General features: G+C 40.1%; 14 protein-coding genes and 1 other RNA gene. 11 read left to right on the top strand and 4 right to left on the bottom strand.

Translation table 11 applies throughout. The features are described from left to right. Positions 1-371: 371 nt before the first annotated feature. Positions 372-887 (bottom strand): copper resistance protein NlpE, encoded by a 516-nt coding sequence (locus OCV11_RS05155; RefSeq protein WP_261895417.1) that lies wholly within the window; start codon positions 885-887, stop codon positions 372-374. Positions 888-1,204: 317 nt separating this feature from the next. Here OCV11_RS05155 and OCV11_RS05160 point away from each other — a divergent pair, with 317 nt between their 5' ends. The 3 genes from OCV11_RS05160 (at position 1,205) to OCV11_RS05170 (ending at position 6,279) form a co-directional block, all read left to right on the top strand. Beyond that, entirely contained in the window at positions 1,205-1,663 is a 459-nt protein-coding gene (locus tag OCV11_RS05160; RefSeq protein WP_261895419.1) for an Lrp/AsnC family transcriptional regulator, read from the top strand. A gap of 252 nt (positions 1,664-1,915) precedes the next feature. Then, complete coding sequence (locus tag OCV11_RS05165) at positions 1,916-3,832, top strand: methyl-accepting chemotaxis protein (RefSeq protein WP_261895421.1); 1,917 nt, start codon at positions 1,916-1,918, stop codon at positions 3,830-3,832. 530 nt (positions 3,833-4,362) lie between these two features. Next, positions 4,363-6,279: a HAMP domain-containing methyl-accepting chemotaxis protein gene (locus OCV11_RS05170; protein WP_261895422.1), complete on the top strand. Its 1,917-nt coding sequence runs from the start codon at positions 4,363-4,365 to the stop codon at positions 6,277-6,279. A 301-nt stretch (positions 6,280-6,580) separates the two neighbouring features. On the opposite strand, the gene tesB is transcribed toward OCV11_RS05170, so the two are convergent. Together tesB and OCV11_RS05180 are read right to left on the bottom strand one after the other, a co-directional pair. Continuing rightward, entirely contained in the window at positions 6,581-7,444 is an 864-nt protein-coding gene (gene tesB, locus OCV11_RS05175) for an acyl-CoA thioesterase II (protein WP_261895423.1), read from the bottom strand. Positions 7,445-7,539: 95 nt separating this feature from the next. Next, entirely contained in the window at positions 7,540-7,851 is a 312-nt protein-coding gene (locus OCV11_RS05180) for an MGMT family protein (protein ID WP_261895424.1), read from the bottom strand. Between the two features lie 53 nt (positions 7,852-7,904). Between OCV11_RS05180 and OCV11_RS05185 the strand changes: the two genes are divergently transcribed. The 6 genes from OCV11_RS05185 (at position 7,905) to OCV11_RS05210 (ending at position 15,454) form a co-directional block, all read left to right on the top strand. Then, the gene (locus tag OCV11_RS05185; RefSeq protein WP_261895425.1) at positions 7,905-8,651 is read left to right on the top strand and encodes a VP0952 family biofilm-associated protein; all 747 of its coding nucleotides are present in this window, start codon (positions 7,905-7,907) and stop codon (positions 8,649-8,651) included. Between the two features lie 148 nt (positions 8,652-8,799). Further along, positions 8,800-10,767 carry a GGDEF domain-containing protein gene (locus tag OCV11_RS05190; protein WP_261895426.1) on the top strand — a complete coding sequence of 656 codons (1,968 nt, stop codon included), beginning with the start codon at positions 8,800-8,802 and terminating at the stop codon, positions 10,765-10,767. A gap of 145 nt (positions 10,768-10,912) precedes the next feature. Continuing rightward, positions 10,913-11,009, top strand: an RNA gene (ffs, locus tag OCV11_RS05195) — signal recognition particle sRNA small type. A gap of 304 nt (positions 11,010-11,313) precedes the next feature. Next, a complete protein-coding gene (locus OCV11_RS05200) occupies positions 11,314-11,868 on the top strand; it encodes a Crp/Fnr family transcriptional regulator (protein ID WP_261895427.1) in 555 nt (184 codons plus the stop codon). Between the two features lie 62 nt (positions 11,869-11,930). Continuing rightward, positions 11,931-12,830 carry an NAD(P)-dependent oxidoreductase gene (locus OCV11_RS05205; protein WP_261895428.1) on the top strand — a complete coding sequence of 300 codons (900 nt, stop codon included), beginning with the start codon at positions 11,931-11,933 and terminating at the stop codon, positions 12,828-12,830. A gap of 554 nt (positions 12,831-13,384) precedes the next feature. Then, a complete protein-coding gene (locus OCV11_RS05210) occupies positions 13,385-15,454 on the top strand; it encodes an ATP-binding cassette domain-containing protein (protein ID WP_261895430.1) in 2,070 nt (689 codons plus the stop codon). Position 15,455: 1 nt separating this feature from the next. On the opposite strand, the gene OCV11_RS05215 is transcribed toward OCV11_RS05210, so the two are convergent. Next, positions 15,456-16,763, bottom strand: coding sequence for a radical SAM/SPASM domain-containing protein (locus tag OCV11_RS05215; RefSeq protein WP_261895431.1), 1,308 nt, complete (start codon positions 16,761-16,763; stop codon positions 15,456-15,458). Between the two features lie 813 nt (positions 16,764-17,576). Here OCV11_RS05215 and OCV11_RS05220 point away from each other — a divergent pair. Both OCV11_RS05220 and OCV11_RS05225 read left to right on the top strand, forming a co-directional pair. Then, the gene (locus tag OCV11_RS05220; RefSeq protein WP_261895432.1) at positions 17,577-18,416 is read left to right on the top strand and encodes a hypothetical protein; all 840 of its coding nucleotides are present in this window, start codon (positions 17,577-17,579) and stop codon (positions 18,414-18,416) included. Positions 18,417-18,726: 310 nt separating this feature from the next. Then, complete coding sequence (locus OCV11_RS05225; protein WP_261896230.1) at positions 18,727-19,071, top strand: YajD family HNH nuclease; 345 nt, start codon at positions 18,727-18,729, stop codon at positions 19,069-19,071. The last annotated feature ends 32 nt before the right edge of the window (positions 19,072-19,103 follow it).

Below are 19,103 nucleotides of genomic sequence, written 5' to 3' on the forward strand. Positions count from 1 at the left end.
GTCTCTCAACGACAGTCGACAGGATAAAAAAGAGTCTATTTGGGTGAGAGATCTCGAGGACGGCTAATGTTGCCCAAAAATAACCATTTTGGCTATGGGTATTCGCTGAAAAAAGGAACGTTTGACGATTTAATGAACAAATATGACCAAAAAAAGCGGAATTACATTATTTGTAACAATATAGATGTTGATAAAGTATTCATTGCTGATATGTGAAGCAAAATTCACAACAGGATGCTGTGATTCAGCTTATAAGAAAGAATATTCATATTGATAAAAACAAAAGCGCCAGCTTTCGCTGACGCTCATATTGATCTGATTTTGGTAGCGGATTGTCCATTATCCACTCATTTTTTTAGTGAAAATGTAACTTATTGTTTATGCAGTTCGTATTGAGCAGCCATATCGCCTTCAACACGGTTACCAGCTGCATCCAGTTTGATCAACGCGCTGTCTTCAATCGCGTATTGAGCTGGTTTACCTTTACCGTCATCTAGAGTGAGCTTAGTGCCCTCTGGATCCCACGCGAATTTACCTTCAGACTTCTGCTCTTTACCGTTTACTGTTTGAGTCATAGTAAAGCTTTGGTCAGCATTTAGAGTGATGGTGGTATCCACGGTTTTACCATCGGCTCCAGGAATAGCACCTTGGTATGTTCCTTGCCAATCGAGGTCTGCCGTCTGCTTTTGCAGAGGATCAACGGCGGTTGGCGCAGTGCCTTCAACGTTCGTAGTGATATCGCCGGAGGCGGCAGGGTTTGCATTTTGTTCTACTGAACCCGCGACAGGTTGTTGGTCGGTGGCTGTTGTGTCTGCTTTATCAGAGTTACCGTCACAGCCTGCCAAAATGATTGTTAGTGCACTCAATGCAAAAATCGACTTTTTCATCGTATATTCCTTCTCAGTTTGCGATACAAACGGATGTCGTTGTTTTGTGGAGCTATTATTGAGCAGGGTTTTGTAAAGAGCGTCAGATGCTAGTCATCCTTTCGCTAACTGCTGTAAGAAGGCTGTCAGAAAATGGTTAAGTGTCAAAAACTTATACAGTTACGTCAATTCTGCTGCAATCGAAGTACCATTTTGGCATTGATAGCATAAATGAAGAGCTCTAAGAGCGGAGGCTCGCTTTATTGATTGCCTATCTCATGTGGTATTGCTAGTTTAGAGAAAAATTTTCTCTTTAAAGGTTATAAAAGAGGTTACAAATGGAACTCGATCCCATTGATCGTCAATTGCTGGCGATGTTACAGGCTAATGGCAATATCTCTCTGAATGAATTGGCTGAGGCGGTTAATCTCACCACCACGCCGTGCTGGAAACGTCTGAAGAAGCTAGAAGACTCAGGCATCATCAAAAAGCGTGTGGCTCTTTTGGATGCGGATAAACTTGGCCTCTCTTTTATCGCCTTTGTGATGATCAAAACGAATGACCACTCCCATGAATGGTATCGTCGATTTGTGAAAGTGGTTGAGGAGTTTCCTGAGGTAATGGAGTTTTATCGTATGGCGGGGGAATATGACTATATGATGAAAGTATTAGCCAAAGATATGAAAAACTTCGACGAGTTTTATAAAAAGTTAGTTAATAGTATCGATGGTATAAATAATGTTACATCTACATTTGCTATGGAATCGTTAAAATATACGACCGAATTACCTGTTTAAAATATCTATTTTGTCTCAATAATAAGAACGGTAAATGCAAGCATTTTCTTTACTAATTCTTATATTAATAATTTATAAGAATTGTCTGTATACAAACAAAATCGTCTGTTAAAGCCGTTCAGATTATCACCTGATTTCTATATACTTTCTCGCCACATAACCAGGTTGTCTATTTAACACTCCGTTGGTCTCATCCCTAAAAGACCACAAGCAACCGGAATGCCATCCATCATAAATTTAAGGCTAATTATTATGTCATTAGTTCATTCGTGGCTGCAAAACCGTTCTGTGGGATATAAATTAGGATGCGGTTTTGGTTTAGTTATTCTGCTCTCTGTTATTGTGGCTTTTGCTGGAAACTACAGCTTAAAAATAGTCTCAAACCGCGGTGATAAAATGGCCGCCTCTTACAATATAGATATGTTGTTATTAACAGCAAAATTGAGTTTCAATGATTATGTTGCTACCCGTAATCAAGCCAGTGCTGAAACAACATTAAATAACTTAAAAATGATGAAAAGTGAGCTGATCAAAGAGCGCTCGCTGTATGTTGATCAAGAAGATATTAATCAATTTGATTTTTCGATCAACAATTCCGATCTCTTGATTGAAAACATCCATAATCAGATTAACTCACTTAGTAAAAGTGACCAATTAAAAGCACAATTAGATCAAAGCTATGATGAGTTAGCCACTCAAGTGAAACGAATCTTTAGTGGTGTGGAGGGCGAAGACAGCAGTTTTTCAACCACGACTCGTGGCCAAGCATTAACCATCCTCTTTAATCTCAGTCATTACCTGACCAAAACCGCGGTCTATGCCCACACATCTGAAGCCATGGATATTAGTCAAGATGTGGTTTTGAATGAACAAAGTCTGGCTTTAATTAACCAACTGCCTGCAATTGCGCGCTCCTTTTTTATGTCTGAAGGGCTAGAGCAAACTTTAAAAAGCTATGATCAAGAGCTCAAAGCACTCATCGAAGCCAATCGCCAATATAACGACTATGCCAAAACCGTTGAAACGAAAGGCTTTGAAATCATCAATAGCATTGGCAAATTGGTCGATTCGCAAAAAGTTAAACGCATAAAAGATAAAGAGAAAGCCGCTTATATTGCCACCTTGGTTGCCGCTGCTGCGGTCATTGTGGGTGTGCTGGCAGCTTGGCTTATCTGGCGCATGATTACTCAACCGCTACATGAAACGGTTAAGATTGCACAGCGCATTGCTGATGGCGATCTTAGAGAAGCGGTGACCACTTCGCGCCTTGATGAACTCGGCACACTGCAAAATACCATTGGTCATATGACCTCCATGCTCAATAACTTGATTGCCCAAATTGCGAGTCTTTCAGGCGAACTGAGTTCCGCTACCACCCAATACTCGCGCTCTTCGAAAGACAATAGCCAGCGCATGCAAAATCAGCAAAAAGAGAGTGAACAGGTTGCAACGGCGATGAACCAAATGAGCGCTACGGTTAATGAAGTGGCCCAGTATGCGGAGCAGGCTTCTCATGCCACGCAGGAAGCGGGCAACGTCGTCGATAATGGGCACCATATCGTGCGTGATACAGCGGAGAAAATGCGCAATTTGGCGACTAATATCAATAGCAGTGCTGCGGCGATGGAAGAGCTCAAGCGTCATAGCGATGATGTCGGCAATATTCTTGATGTGATTAACGGCGTGGCAGAGCAAACCAACTTGTTAGCATTGAATGCGGCGATTGAAGCTGCGCGCGCTGGTGAGTCTGGTCGTGGTTTTGCGGTTGTTGCTGATGAAGTGCGCAATCTGGCGAGCCGCACACATCAATCAATTAAAGAGATCGAAACTTTGATTGGTCGTTTGCAAGAAGGGGCAGATCAATCCCTGCAAAGCATGCAGCAGAGCAAGGAGTATTCCGAAGCGACACTGGAGCGTTCTCACGATCTGCAACAAGCGTTTGATCAAATCAGTGCAGTGATTCGTCGTGTGCAAGATATGAGCGTTCAGATCGCGACTTCGTCTGAAGAGCAAAGCTTAGTCTCTGATGACATTAGCCAGAGCATGGAACGCGTTAATGTGATCACTCAAGAAGTCGCAGAGCAAGCGTTAGAAGGCGAGCAGGGTATGCAATCTTTGTTACAACGTACCCAACAACTTCACGAGTTAACCACGCGATTTAAAATTTAATCTCTTTTGGGAGAGGCGAGAGCGCAAGATGTTCACGCCACTCTTTTAGAGGATGATGCCAGGTCGACAGCAATGTCGGCCTTTTCTATTTTGGGTTGTTGGCGGTGAGGTTAGTGTTGATAGCGTAGGACGATATATGCCACTTGGTTGATAATTATGTCAGATTTTAATGAGATCTTGAGCCAAAAACCAAGATCCTCTTACTAACTTAATTCATATTCACTAAGCTCATGCAAAGGTACATTAATAATATAAATAACTAGAAAATAAATGTCAGACCACATTTTATATTATTGACTAAGCAAACATACGGAATATCGCATTATATTAGCAAGAAATAATTAAGGTCATAATTAATATGAATCGTTTTTTACATAGTTATATAAACTGAACTAATTAATTTTCGATTGAATAGATGCAATTCGTTGTATAGTATTCACGCCTATTCCATATTCTTGTTATTTTATTTATCAGCATCCGTGTTGATAAATTTTGTCTATTTGAACGTGAGTCCTCTATAAGGTAGAAAAATGTCATCTTTGATCAAATTGATTGAAAACCTAACGGTAGGCAAAAAGCTCAGTTATGGTTTTGGTTTAGTGTTGCTATTAACTATCGTTGTTTCGGTTGCGGGGCATATGAGTATTACAAGCGTCAACCGTTCTGCAACTCAATTAAAAACTATTTCTGACCTTAACTCTCTGATCATTAGTGCAAAGGTGAACTTTACTCTCTATCTCCTCAACGGTAAAAGTGACGACAAAGCGGCGGTATATCAGCAGTTAGATCAATTTAAAAATACCCTAACGGAAAACCAATCTCTGTTTACATCAGAATCCGATTTGAAAATGATCAGTGAATTAATTTCAGGTACCCAAACATTGGTTAGCCAAATTGAAACGCTGATGAATTACAAAGATGGCATGGAGAAAGATGAGCAGGATTTAACGAACTTATCTAACCAAGCCTTAGATAAAGTTGCCAATGCGCTTACCCTACTTAATTCCGACGATATTAACTTAATCGATAAAGACCGCAGCGCTGCAACCATTGCACTATTTAGCATTTCTCAATATATAAATGCAATTAACCAATTTGTGGATAATCCAAGTGCTGGCGTTGATGTGAATAAATTGGATCAAGTGAAAGCAGGTTTAACCAATTTAAATGCGCTCTCTTTTATTGCAAAACGCAAATTAGGCTTAGATTACTTTAATCAGTTTATTACCGATTTCGATAATAAAGCGAATGACTACCGCCATGCGTATCAACAATCGGCTGAAATCAACCAGAAAGTGGATCAGCAAGGTTTGGTCGTGATTGGCGGCGTTAGCTCCTTGGTTGAGCATTTATCTAAAGCGCAGCAATCTAAAGCGAGCCAAGCGCAATGGCTGATCATCATCATTGCTATTGGTGTATTGGTTGTTGGGACACTATCTGCGTGGTTGATAAGTCATGTGATAACTAAGCCACTGCACGATACGGTTGCTTACGCTCATGATGTAGCGGAAGGCAATTTGCAAGAGATTGCCAAAACAACGCGTAAAGATGAATTGGGCTTATTGCAAAATAGCATGGCAACCATGAGTAGCATGCTTCGCCAGATGATTAATGAAATTATTGAGTTGGCAGAGCAGGTGTCGGCCGCGACCACACAAACATCGGTGCTCACCAAAAACACATCGCGCCGCATGTTGAGCCAGCAGCAAGAGAGCGAGCAAGTCAGCACGGCGATGAATGAGATGACCGCGACAGTGCATGAAGTGGCGAAACATGCAGAGCATGCTTCTGTTTCGACTCAAGAAGCAGCACAAGTAGTGAAACATGGTCACGAGTTAGTGCATGAAACCGCGATTCAGATGCGTAGTCTGGTGGACAACATCAATCAAAGCTCTGTTTCGATGCAACAGCTCAAAGAGTGCAGTGATGAGGTGGGTGACATCCTGGAAGTAATCAACACCGTGGCAGAGCAAACCAACTTGTTGGCGCTTAATGCGGCAATTGAAGCCGCTCGTGCCGGTGAATCTGGCCGTGGTTTTGCGGTGGTGGCTGATGAAGTGCGCAATTTGGCAAGTCGTACTCGTCAATCAATTCAAGAGGTTGAACACTTGATTGAACGCCTGCAAAAAGGGGCTGATGAGTCGTTACAGCTGATGAAAGCGAGCCAAAACTATTCAGAAAGTACGCTGCAGCGCTCACATGAGTTAACCGAATCTTTTGAACAAATCAGTTCGGTGATGGCGCAGGTTGAAGATATGGGCATTCAAATTGCCACTTCGTCAGAAGAGCAAAGTCTTGTGTCTGAAGAGATCAGTCGCAGCATGGTTAAAGTCAACGACATTACGCAACAATCGGCGCAAGATGCGACAGAAACCAGCGGTGCCATTGATTCGCTTGCCGAACAAGCTAAACAACTGCAAACCTTGACTCGTCGCTTTTCGCTTTAAGCACGGAATTTGCTGTTCCAGACCGAGATATTACTTCTATAAAACAAAGGCCTAGCGAATATGCTAGGCCTTTGTCTTTATCTGCAGATCAGTATATCCGAAGATCAGTTTATCCAAAGATCGGCTAACCAAAAATCAGTGCAATGAGAAAGACAACGACAAATAGCCCTGCAAACACTTTCAATAATGGCCCAATCTCAGGAGTTCCACCTGCTGGTGGTTTATTACAACAGCTCATACCGCCTCCTGTTTGTTTACGTTAAGGCCACTATAAAGGTTTCCCTAGGGACAAGGTAAAGCGTTACTTCTCTTTAAAACGCATCACCCCTTCTTGCACTGCTGACGCGACTAATGTGCCATCGCGAGTATAAATTTCGCCACGCACTAGGCCGCGGCCACTCGATGCCGTTGGGCTTTCGATCGCAAACAGCAGCCAGTCATCAAGCTTAAACGGGCGGTGATACCAAATGGAGTGATCAATGGTCGCAACCTGAAATTTCGGTGTCATCAAAGTGACGCCATGCGGCTGTAGCGCCGTCACCAAAAATCCCCAGTCCGATGCATAGGCAAGCAAGTATTGATGAATTAATTGATCATCGGGAACCGGCCCGTTGGCTTTAATCCATAGGTATTGCTTAGGTTCGAGTTTTTCTGGCTTCAATGGATTAACCACAGTCACTGGGCGCACCTCAATTGGACGCTCGCCACAGAAGGTGCTTCTTAGTGGTTCCGGCAGCAAATGCGCAATTTTGGATGCGATTTGATTTTCTGAAGCAAAATTTTCGGGGCCAGGAATAGTGGGCATGCTGTTTTGATGTTCAAAGCCCTCAGCCGCTTGCTGATAAGACGCCGTCAGATAAAAAATGGAACGACCATTTTGTATTGCTTTAACGCGGCGAGTACTGAAACTTTGCCCATCGCGTAGGGTTTCTACGTCGTAGACTATTGGTTTCTCTGGGTCACCAGGGTAGAGAAAATAGCTATGAAAAGAGTGCACGGTTCTTTGAGGATCAACCGTGTAACGAGCCGCAGAAAGTGCTTGTCCAATCACCTGACCGCCATACACCTGTGGCAAACCGAGATTTTCACTCTGACCAATGAACGTATGGTCATCTTGAGGAGAAAGTTGCAGAAGGTTTAATAATTCAGAGAGCGCTTTACTCATGCGGATAACGATTCCTTTGTAACAAGATAACTTAACAGTACGTTACCGTAGTGGGTATAGGCAAGGGATTAGCACATTGTTATTCATTGGTCGGTTTATTCCTGCTCAGGATGCCAGCGATATTGACGCAAATTGATTTTCCCTTGCGGCGATACGGCGATGCCTTCTGCCACCAATTTCTCTTTTTGTCGTAAGAGATCGTCTCCCTGCAAAGAGATGCGTCCTTGGCTATTAATGACGCGATGCCAAGGCAATTTTGAGCCTTCAGGTAGGCGACTGAGCGCTTTTCCTACATGCCGTGCATAGCCGGGAAAGCCCGCCATACGGGCGACCTCCCCATAAGTGGTTATACTACCTTCGGGTATTCTATCAATCACATAGAAGATCTGTGCTAAAAATTGATCCATACTACTAGTGTCCTACTTATGAATGTGCCAAGGAAAGGTAAAGGGGGGATCATATGTTATTTTCGATACTTCAATTTGGTATTACAACCTTATTAGCGGTGGTTTGTGCGAGAGCCATGGGATTAAGTGGCAATGACATTCCATTTATATCGTTAGTGATACCTGCTTTGTGGATACTTCCTCGCGGCGGGATTGCCGGAATTCTTCTGCTAGCAGCGATGGCGGCTTACGGTATGACACTCTCTTATCAACCTGCCTCGCTGTCTGTGAGCGTTTGGGTACTGTTCCCACTTTTGATGGTGGCGTTCTCTCAACGCAGCAACATTGGCGTCGTCGCCTGTTGTGGCTTGATTACGTTAACACTCGAAGTGGGCATTATGGTCACACAAGCCTCCGGTAAGCTCGGTGGTACGCCGATGGTCACTATGGTGCAGATTCTCAGTGTCGCAGTGATCTGGTGGATTGCGCGTAGTTGGCGTCCTCGTCAAGGCCACAGCTGGTGGGCTCTGTTCTTGGTGATTCCATTATGGGTAGCCGATTTGGGTTATGCAGCGTTACTGTCATTGACTATCGTCGGTATCATGGCATCCATGGAAACCATCCGTTCCACTATCAAAGACTCCGAGTTTTGTTGGCATACCTTACTCTGTTGGACGTTACCTTCAGTCGGCTTTGCCACCTTCGTGTTGTCGCCCGATTTAGACGTGCCTAACCCTGTATTTGTGGTTTGGATGTGTCTATTAGTTACCGCATGGATGACGGATTATATATTGAGAAGCAATGAAGAACAGTTGGAATAAATTCATTGTTTGTATAGGAATGAAATCGATTACTGCGTAAAAACGAGCAAAAAGAGTGCGATGCTGCCAGGTTATTTTTGGGCATTGTTGAGAATTATCTATATAATGTGCGCCTAAAATATTGATAACTAAAAACTCAACAACGTCCATGTATAAAAAACTGATCCTTTGCGGATGGTTGCTAGCACTCTTTATAACGATACCCAGTCGTGCTGACACCAATAACCCCGCAAAATTGTATCACGTAGCGACAGAATCTGATGATGTCGTCTCGAGGGTACTTTTTGATGCTATTGCACACGAATTTGGTATTGATATTCAATATGTTACGTACACAAGTTATGACGATTTATTGAATTCGGTAGAGCGTGGTGACAGTGATTTCGCTGCCAATGTTACCTATACCGAAGGACGCTCGAAATATTTCGATTTTTCGAGCCCAATTAATGTCGAATATTCCTACCTGTTTACACGCTCGACTCGAACGTTGAACTCGTTACATTCTGTGGCTGTGCCAAGAGGTTCCATTTACGGCAAGCTACTGGAAGACAAGTTCCCACGACTAGAGGTGCAATATTTTAATGGTATCAATGAAGCGCAAGACATGCTTAAGACTGCACAAGTCGATGGGGTAGTCTCTGCAATCAACCAATTGCGTCCGATGCTTGCCAAAGGTTACGAAGCTCAACTGCTTAACGATAAGATCATGGTGCACCCAGTCTCGATGATTGCAACTAAAGGTAAGCATTTACAGATGCTTAAGCAGTTTGAGCATTTTGCTTACTCGAATGACATGCAAAAATTGCTGCGTGATACCATCGCCCGATATCAATTTGATATGCGCCGCCAAGCATTAAGGCAGCGTGTGTTGGATAGCGGTATTAATGCACAACGAACCTTAAAGGTTAAATTCCAAAACCTGCCAATTTATGCCAACTACCAAAATGATGGCCAAGTAAAAGGCATCAGTGCCGATGTGGTGATGAAAGCCTGTGATATTTTGCTGCTGCGTTGCGAAATTGCCAGTCGGGAAAATGAAACTTGGGAGCACATGTTTCAGGATTTGCGCGAGGGCGACATCGATGTTGTGGCACCTATCATCATCTCTGATGAGCGCAAAAAATTTGTCAACTTTAGCGACAGTTACTACCATCCTCACGCCTTGTTAATTAAGCGTGAGAACTATAAAAATGGTCTCTATCACGACATTTCTGAAATGGTGGTAGAGCGAATCGGCGTCATCAAAGATGATTTCTTTGAAGAGTTGCTACACAACATTTTGCCTCACAAATCACTATCGACATTCAATTCGCAAAAAGAGTTAGTTAAAGCGGTACTCGATGGCGACGTTGATTACATTGTATTGAGTCAGGCGGATTATATTCAGGTGCTACGCGACTCGCCTAAAATGCTGCCTCTAGTCGTGGATGAAAGGGTAGGTGACTTTTATCAATTCGACGTTGCGATTGGCTTTAAGAAAGATGTTAATGGACTAAAGCTGGCGCATCTGTTCTCCCAAGCGCTGAATATTATCGATACAGACCAAGTGATTAAACGCTACGAATATCAGCCAGATTGGCGTTCCAATATGGCGCTGCAAAAGCGTTACGACCGTAATTCACAAATAATGTTGGTACTGGTCATTTTGCTGTTGCTATTTATTGGCTTCTACGTGCAACGGCATATGATCATCGACTCGCTAACTAAAGCGCGTAATCGCCGCAGCTTGTGTCGCCGCTTTGTGCATGGTGTACCTAAAGATCTCTCTTTGGTTTACGTTGAAGTGGATGATTTTAAAGAGATCAACGAGAAATACGGCTTTGATATTGGCGATGCGGTGTTAAAAGAGCTCGCACGCAGAATGAAATCACTCTGGAAAGGGCAATGTTACCGTTTCAGTGGCGATGAATTTGTCGCGGTGAATCTGGTATCACCTAAAGACGTGCAAGCTTATATTGAACACATTGAAAGTTATATCTATGTGGATTCAGAGCGTGAGTTGAGTTTTCCTGTCAAGCTATCGATTGGCGTATCACTCTCGCGCGAACATGCAATGCCACTGAGTGAAGTGCTTCATCTTATCTATCAGCAAATGAAAGAGAGCAAAATATCGTAGGTGAACTGAACAAATCGCCTAGAGTGTAAGCACTTAATGCCGTTTTTGGGAATTTTATCTGCTTTAGGGTTGCATTGGAGTAGGGGATGTTTAATAATCTCCGCACTCTTTGGTGACACGAAAACACTAAAGTGATCTATGGAGGCTCTGGTCCTCCCGCAACACTAGTTTGTGAACCTGGTCAGGTCCGGAAGGAAGCAGCCACAGCAAATGACGTGTGTGCCGGGATGTGGCTGGGGCCTCCACCCATTTCAGGCCCCTGAAAATCCCAAATTCAAATTTTCTCTCTAAGCTTAGTTCATCAAATCATTTTTTGCTCTCAAATTGCTTACTATTCACCCATTTTTACTGATCTAGACTCATTAAGTGGTTTCCTGCCGAATAGGCGGAAAGGATCAGCTCGCAGCAATCTGTAATCGCTGTGTAATCACCCCCTAAATTATTCTCATGGATACACGAAGACAAACCGTGCTTAAAGACGGCAACGTTTACAATGTGGTAGCCTAAATCCTTTATCGTTTTCTTCTACTTTCAGTGAGCCATGTAATGACTACTTCAATCATCTCAAGGTTTCCGAGTCTTATCCGAGTTGGACATGTCCATCATTTTAAAAAGAAAGGGACGTTGCTCAACGAAGGCGATATCTGCGATTCAGTCTTTATTATCGAGAAGGGCTGCGTGAGGTCTTGGTTTAATGGTGATGGTCATGATGTTACTTTTCAGTTCTTCTTTGAAGGAGATATAGCCACTTCTTTCGAAAGCCTTAAACGCAACCTTCCTGCTTTGTACAATATTGAAACGATTACAGAGGCTCGTTTACGCGTTATATCTAAGAATGAGCTAGTTCAATTACTCGATAGCGATAACAGCATAAAACAAGCGGTTGATGACTACATTGCAGAGCGTTTGTACCACTACCAAGCGCTGTTCATCTCTCGGATAAAAAATAATCCACAGCAAAGATATGAAGAACTACTCAATCTTCAACCCGATATCTTTGATAAAGTTCCTCATCACTACATAGCGACATACTTAGGCATGACACCTGTGTCGTTAAGTCGAATCAAAGCAAAAAATAAGCGATCCGTTAACAATTGTTAAGGCTGTAAATCTTTCTATCGATAAAGTGTTCCCAACTTATGACAATAAAAGGTGAACACAACATGAATACAAAAAATCTGAAAGTAGGCTTTATCGGTCTTGGTAAAATGGGATCAGGCATCTGTGAAAATATTCAAAAAGCGGGATACCAATTAACGGTTTACAACAGAACGATATCGAAGACTCAGCCGTTTCAGGCGCGAGGAGCTGCGGTCGCTAACAATATCAGGGAACTCGTTGAACAATCCGATATCATTTTTACTAGCTTGTTAGACGACAATTCCATTATTGAGTTATCGCTTGCTGAATATGGCATTCTTGATTCGATGACAACAGGGAAAATCCATGTTGGATTAACGACAATTCAACCCTCAACAGCAGACCATCTAAAATCAGAGCATGAAAAACGTGGTTGCCAATATATAGCAGCCCCTGTTGTTGGTCGTCCTGATGCAGCGGCGGCGGGTAAGCTTATTACCTTCCTTGCTGGAGAATCCTCTGCTTTAGAAGCCGTTCAACCAATAATAGAGTCTTATACAGTGAAACAAGTACCTGTTGGCAACACCGCTAGCTCAGCTAATGGAATGAAAATATGTGTGAATTACATGGCGATGGCGCAACTGGCAATGCTGGGTGAAGTCTTTACATTTGCAGAGAAAAGTCAGCTAGACAAAAGACAAATATTGGCTGTTGCTCAGATGTTTTTTGCAGGAAATGAAGCCATGAGTTCCTATGCAGAAAAAATCGCGGCTAGAGATTTTGATACGGTTGGCTTCGATCTTACAGCGGGTTTAAAAGACGCATTAATATTTGAAACGGCGTTCACTGCTTGTGGCGTAAAACCCTCAGCAATTCTGGGTGCTAAAGATAACTTAGTCGCAGCAAATGCAAATGGACTTGGACAAAAAGACTGGAGCGCTTTGACTGAGATATCGCGACAACTCGCTGGATTAACTGAGTAATGCATTTATCTTAACTACGTTAGACGGACAGCGCTAACGTAGTTATGTTCAGAGATGTGCTGCTGGGGCATGAAACACGAAAATGCCCCAAGGTTTCTTAACGCATTTACTCAGTGGCAGATCATGCCAACGAGATTAGCGTACTTTTACTCATGGTTAGCCGATGAGTGGCTGTGAAAGATAACTCCCATTTTCGTTCTAAGCGGGTATATCTACATCGATATTTTCATCTGCATGACTATTCAATTGTGAGATTGAATCGGCCAAAGAATATCAGTGGGTGGGTTTAAAAAGCATAATTAAAATTGGAGGACAAAAGTTAGTGAAGAAACGCGCAGGTATATCAGTTCTTTAAATCTTGATGTCGGGCAAGCACTTCAGCTGTACGAAGTCATTGGTAAGAAGAAAGTATGCACTGGACGATGAATACCGTGCAGTGCTATTTAAGTAATTAAAATGCACTAGCCGTGGCACATTCTGCGGTTTAACTCACAATCTAATGAAATATAGAGGGCTATGATAAAATTAATCAAAAATTATAACTACTTGGTCTTATGGGAAAAATAACTCTAGATGGAATAACAACAAACAACTTAAAAAGCCTATCGATCAACGTAGTACATCAGAAAATAACGGGTATAACAGGAGTCAGTGGTGGAGGTAAAAGCAGCTTGGGGTATCACACTCTACACAAACTGTGCAGAAATGAGTTTGAAGCAATCGAAAGTGGTACAGTTGAAATTCCAAGGTATAAAGTAAATAAATTTTCGGGTTTAATACCATCCGTATCAATTTCACAAGAGAATAGGAACAACAATCCACTATCTTCAATCTATACTTTTTTGAATATCTACCAAATTATAATAGCCTATGGTGGAGTAAATATAGAAGAACAAGAGAAAATAATAATCAACTCGCATCATAATACATGTAAAAAATGTCAAGGCATGGGTTATATTAAGGAACCGGACTTATTGAAAATATTTGATTATTCTAAACCAATTAAAGAATGTATTAAAATTAAAAACAATAAGGTATTGCAGACATTTATTGCTTACTGTAAAGAAAATATAGGTGATTTAGACAAAACAATAGAACATATATCAGATGAGGTTTTAAACGGCATACTCTATGGTAAACATAAGCTTAGTTCACCAGTGAAGTTTAAATTAAATGGAAGAGAAAGACAAAGCTCATTTTATAATGGCCTTATCGATGAAATATCAAAATCAACATCACTTAAGAATAAATTATTTTTAGATAGCGTTTGCCCTTCCTGTTTGGGCTCAAGAATAAATACAACATGTTCATCAATAAAGGTGTTTGATATACCTTTTATTGATTTCTTAACAGTTCCGTTCCATGAATTAATTGGTAGAATAAGGAATCACAAACTTAGCAAGTTAATTAATACAATAATTGAACTTGGAGCTGGATATCTTACCTTTTCAAGAGCCATACCTACATTGTCAGGTGGAGAACTACAGAAGTTAAAATTAAGTAAAGTCTGCTTTTCAGAAATTAGTGGTATACTGATAACAATTGACGAGATATCAGCCCACCTTCATCAAAATGAAATAAGGCCCTTGTTAAGCTTAATAAAGGAGATCAATAATAAAGGTAACACTATATTACTTATAGATCATAATGCACAGCTACTTTCGGTTTGCGATAGTTTTTATAATATTGGTCCTTTCGCAGGTGAGCGAGGTGGACATTTAACTAGAAAAATTAATCATAAGTTAAAGTATAACGATAAAGACTATGAGAAGGATGATTATTTCGAACTTAATCATTTAACAAGGAATAATGTAATAAATCAGTCTATTAAGATTCTTAAAAATAAAATAAATGTTCTTGTTGGCGTTTCAGGTTCAGGAAAATCCAGCCTAGCATTAGCAGTATTAGAACAATATAGTAACTCAATTTATATTAGACAACGTTCTCCTCTTATAACATATAAAATAGATGTAGCTAGTTACCTAGGAGTGCGTGACAAGATAATTAATATTTTCAACAAAAAGCAACCTGTAAAGTATTGTAATAAGTGTAATGGAGCTGGGGTTATAAGAATTCAACGCTCGTTCAATGATGACATTGAAATAGAATGTAATAAGTGTGAAGGTAGGTTATTTACAAAGTCAACATTAAAAAACAAAGTAAATGATATAAATATATATGATTTTTTTACTAATGAGATATATGCAATTTCTAAATATAAATTAGATTTAGATCCAGTTGTTTATGAGGCAATTAATATCTTAAATTCACTTTCACTATCTCATCTGTCATTATCAAGAAAACTAAAAAACTTGTCAGGTGGAGAAATTCAAAGGTTAAAGCTAGCCAGAGAATTAATTAGAAACTTTAGCAAGAAAGATGCTTTAATTATAATTGATGAAATAGGTGCAGGATTAGATCCTCAGACTAGTATAACAATACTAAACTATCTTCATGAGATAAAATCTAAATTCGCAGCAATATTGTTAGTGGAGCACAAACCGGAAATATATTCTCAAGCAGATTCAATTATTGTTATTGGGCCTGGTTCAGGCATACGAGGTGGCAATGTGATAGACTATTTATCACCTGCTAAGTATCAAGAAAAATATATAGACTATTAAATTAAATTTCTGATAATATCAAATTTTCTATTATATTTTTTCTATTGCACATTACAGATGTCATTGACCCATTTAATCTTAAGTTTTTAGTACGGCACCCACCAGCACATAAATATTTAATATCACATTTGTTACATGTAGGTATATTCGATGTGGATGTCTCAATATTTATAGCATCAAATTGATTTATCATATGACTGATTTTCTCAGTGTTTCTTATGTTATATTTAGTTGGTTGATTATAATCATTACATGGGTATATATCACCAGCAGAGTTTATTACAATAGAAGCACCAATGCCACAATTGCTAAATCTCTTGCACTTATTATCATTTGTTGAATAGTAAAAACCCTGAATTTCTAAATTTTTTATCAACTCGCGAACTCTGGGCTTGTTAACTTTTATCAGATCGAAATTATTACTTGTTAAGTTTGTCGCATTTCCTTTTTTCTCTAACTCATCATTAATTCTTACTTCCATGTTATCATACGACAAATCAGATAAGAACGATTGGATGTTTTTCTCAACATCGGAAAGGTTATCATCTAATATGGTTATTGCTAATATTAACCTTATATTATTATCTTTGATTAATTTAATAGCATTAATTAACCTAGTATAGGTGTTTTTACCTCTAATATCCTCATAGGCATTTTGACTCACACCTTCCATGCTTAATTGTATGCTGTTAATGTTGTTTTTGAGAAAATCTATGTTAGAGTGATTTATCATTAATCCATTAGTAAATAAACAAACTTTAAAGCCTTTGCTATTTAGTCCTGAAATGATTTCATTTATCTCAGGGTGAATAAGGGGCTCGCCACCTGTGACAACAATATTTTCATCAACCCTATCAAGATCTATTTCATTAAAGAATTTATCTATGTCAACCTTGTCTATATACGTAGCATTCTTTTTTCCAGCAGACATATAACAGTGCTTGCATCTAATGTTGCAGTCAGATGTAATTTCTAGATGTATATTTTTCTTGAAGCTATCTATTTTAGGTTCATTCTCACCATAATTAGATGCATAAAACTTACTTTTTTCTACTTTAGATAATAATGAAGTTATAACATTTATACATCTGGTTTCGCTGTATTCAAACTTGTCATGGATTTCATGTAGTGACTCAATTATGCTTTGTCCTTTATTTAGCTCTAAATATAAATTATATTCTTCTTTGTTAAGCACAACCCAGTTTGGGACTAATGGAGCTAAGAGAATAATCTTATCTGCATAATCATGTACCGTAATTGAACTTGGAAACTCAACACATTGATTCACGTCAAATTTAATTTCAGACATAATAAAATCCTACTTAACCCCATCAAAATGCTTAGCAGTCTTTACGTTTGTGCGTTGTACGACACTGAGAGCGTTGTGCTGTTAAAACTTTGCCTTTATTTTCATTGAGTTTTACTGAGATAGTTTTAAGATTCTTAAACATTGATAATTTCCTCATTAAGTTGCATAGTAAGCTTTCTCATATTACTCTGCTTTTTCAATATAAACAAATTGTATATTTATTATATGGATACAAAATAGAAAAAACAAAAAACAGTTAATAATCAATTAGTTAAAATATCATTAGAAAATCTAGCTTGTTTGCTATTTAAATTCACTATCTAGTGCTGATGCCATTGGTGGCAATTTCCCGTGGGGGTTCCTGAACAATGCCACTCTAGGCTCGGTTATAACTGTAAGTATTAGTATGGGTCCGTTACTGAGTAATCGGACTAACTTGTGGTGGGACATAAGCATGTTAGGCTTCACGGTACTTTGCATGTTCAGTGCAAAGTTTTGCATAAAGTGAATCTGACACCACAGAGTGGGGATGATAACTTTTGCCCATTTTCTTGCAAATCGACCACGCTGACAACGGTGCTCTTTGACGTTTTGGAATACGAAAAGTTATCCGAAGGTTGGGAACCGCCTTGCTCTGCTAAATTGGAAATGTCCATCAACGTGCTAGGTGGATTTTGCCTAGCACAAAGCTGATCATTCTGTTGTGCAACTATTGTTTGTGTCAAACCTTATATGCATCCTTTGACTAACTATTGACCCAGCTTTCATATTAGATGTATGGTCATCAATGTTTCTATTGCTTGGATTAACTAAATGAAAGAATGGGGAAAATGGGTAACGATAGCTGTACTGATATTGATATTTGCAGTGGCATCATACTGGTTTGTTACTACTAATCCGTTCAAATTCTCACTCCAAGATGTCCGAGATGTGCTTAAGCAAGTGTTTGTTTATTCATTCGCTGCTGGCGTAGCGATATTTGGTTATTGGTGGACTCAAAGAGAGCAAGGTAGAAGACATGATGACCAACTTTATGAAGCTCGTTGGAATAAGACCTTAGATTTACAATTGGAAGCCTTAGATAAGCTTTCAAGCAAGCGTTTGGAGTTGTATAGCGAACTAAGGAAAGTGTCTAAGCTCTACCTATTTCAGTTCATAACAGACGATGAGTTTAGGAATTTGAAGCTGTATGATTTCGAGGAGCAGATCAGCTGGCAATCAAACCATACATCTTTTTATCTCCACCATGATGATTCCTATCTTATGGACATTATTTTTGAAATGACCGTAACTATCGGTGAGTTGGAATCTTATTGTAATCAAGTAGTCCCACTTCCCAAAGATGCAAGTGTAGAGTTGGAGGAACTTGTAGCGCTTTCGATAAGGCAACACTTCAATAAGATATTGAGATTAAGCTTCGTTTTGGATTGGGAGATAGGCTGTTTAATTGAAGGGAAGGTACTGGATAGATATGACCTAGATCTAGATGATGACAATCAGTGGGATAAGCACGATGACACAGAGACGTACCTTGAGTGGAAAGAACGAGTATATAAACAGCAGAGAAAACTTGTAGGGCTAACAAATACTAATGTAATTCTTAATGAGATAAACTTTGCTGAATGTAATGATGGTAGTGAGGACAAATCCTAACCAACGCATGCTCGGCATCCCAATTTGCATTCCTTAACAAGTTCGATTCTGTCCTAATTCAGCTTATCAAAACGTAACTGTTTAGTGCGGTAGAGCTAAACTGGTTCTGTCCAAAAACCTCACATAAAGACTAAAACTAGGACAAAAAAGCTCGAAACTTTTCGATGACTTTTGTTGTAGTCTGCCTTTTGCTCTGACTGGCATTAGCTCATTTTAAAACTCAACGCAGTGTGATGTGACGTACTTTCGGCCATACTAAAAGCGGCTACTATGCTGGTGGCTATTCATCTATATCTATAAAGGCATCATGATGTCATCAGACCACTACGGAAACAGTGCTCGTTACGCACGTAAAGAAGCTACCTACCGCGAGAAAGCGCTAAAGCTTTATCCTTGGGTGTGTACAAGGTGCGCGAGAGAGTTTGACTATTCCAATCTCAGTGAATTAACGGTTCACCACAAAGATCACGATCATACCAATAACCCCGAAGATGGTAGCAACTGGGAGTTGTTGTGTATTTATTGCCACGATCACGAACATAGTAAATACCTAGACTATGAACGTTACGGTAGCGAAATAATGCCCGGAGAAGATGAACACAAAGGGGCGACGTATAACCCATTTGCTGATTTAGCCAAGATGATGAAGAAATGATGTAAAAGGATTCGAACGATTTGGGTTTGAGC

The sequence above is a fragment of the Vibrio porteresiae DSM 19223 genome, from assembly GCF_024347055.1.
GTDB classification, from domain to species: Bacteria; Pseudomonadota; Gammaproteobacteria; order Enterobacterales; family Vibrionaceae; genus Vibrio; species Vibrio porteresiae.

Coding starts and splice junctions, on each gene's coding strand:
- OCV11_RS05185 (WP_261895425.1), top strand. CDS start 7,905: ATGTTATTTTCGATACTTCAATTTGGTATTACAACCTTATTAGCGGTG.
- OCV11_RS05215 (WP_261895431.1), bottom strand. CDS start 16,763: ATGTCTGAAATTAAATTTGACGTGAATCAATGTGTTGAGTTTCCAAGT.
- OCV11_RS05200 (WP_261895427.1), top strand. CDS start 11,314: ATGACTACTTCAATCATCTCAAGGTTTCCGAGTCTTATCCGAGTTGGA.
- OCV11_RS05155 (WP_261895417.1), bottom strand. CDS start 887: ATGAAAAAGTCGATTTTTGCATTGAGTGCACTAACAATCATTTTGGCA.
- OCV11_RS05190 (WP_261895426.1), top strand. CDS start 8,800: ATGTATAAAAAACTGATCCTTTGCGGATGGTTGCTAGCACTCTTTATA.
- OCV11_RS05220 (WP_261895432.1), top strand. CDS start 17,577: ATGAAAGAATGGGGAAAATGGGTAACGATAGCTGTACTGATATTGATA.
- OCV11_RS05165 (WP_261895421.1), top strand. CDS start 1,916: ATGTCATTAGTTCATTCGTGGCTGCAAAACCGTTCTGTGGGATATAAA.
- tesB (WP_261895423.1), bottom strand. CDS start 7,444: ATGAGTAAAGCGCTCTCTGAATTATTAAACCTTCTGCAACTTTCTCCT.
- OCV11_RS05205 (WP_261895428.1), top strand. CDS start 11,931: ATGAATACAAAAAATCTGAAAGTAGGCTTTATCGGTCTTGGTAAAATG.
- OCV11_RS05170 (WP_261895422.1), top strand. CDS start 4,363: ATGTCATCTTTGATCAAATTGATTGAAAACCTAACGGTAGGCAAAAAG.
- OCV11_RS05160 (WP_261895419.1), top strand. CDS start 1,205: ATGGAACTCGATCCCATTGATCGTCAATTGCTGGCGATGTTACAGGCT.
- OCV11_RS05210 (WP_261895430.1), top strand. CDS start 13,385: ATGGGAAAAATAACTCTAGATGGAATAACAACAAACAACTTAAAAAGC.
- OCV11_RS05180 (WP_261895424.1), bottom strand. CDS start 7,851: ATGGATCAATTTTTAGCACAGATCTTCTATGTGATTGATAGAATACCC.
- OCV11_RS05225 (WP_261896230.1), top strand. CDS start 18,727: ATGTCATCAGACCACTACGGAAACAGTGCTCGTTACGCACGTAAAGAA.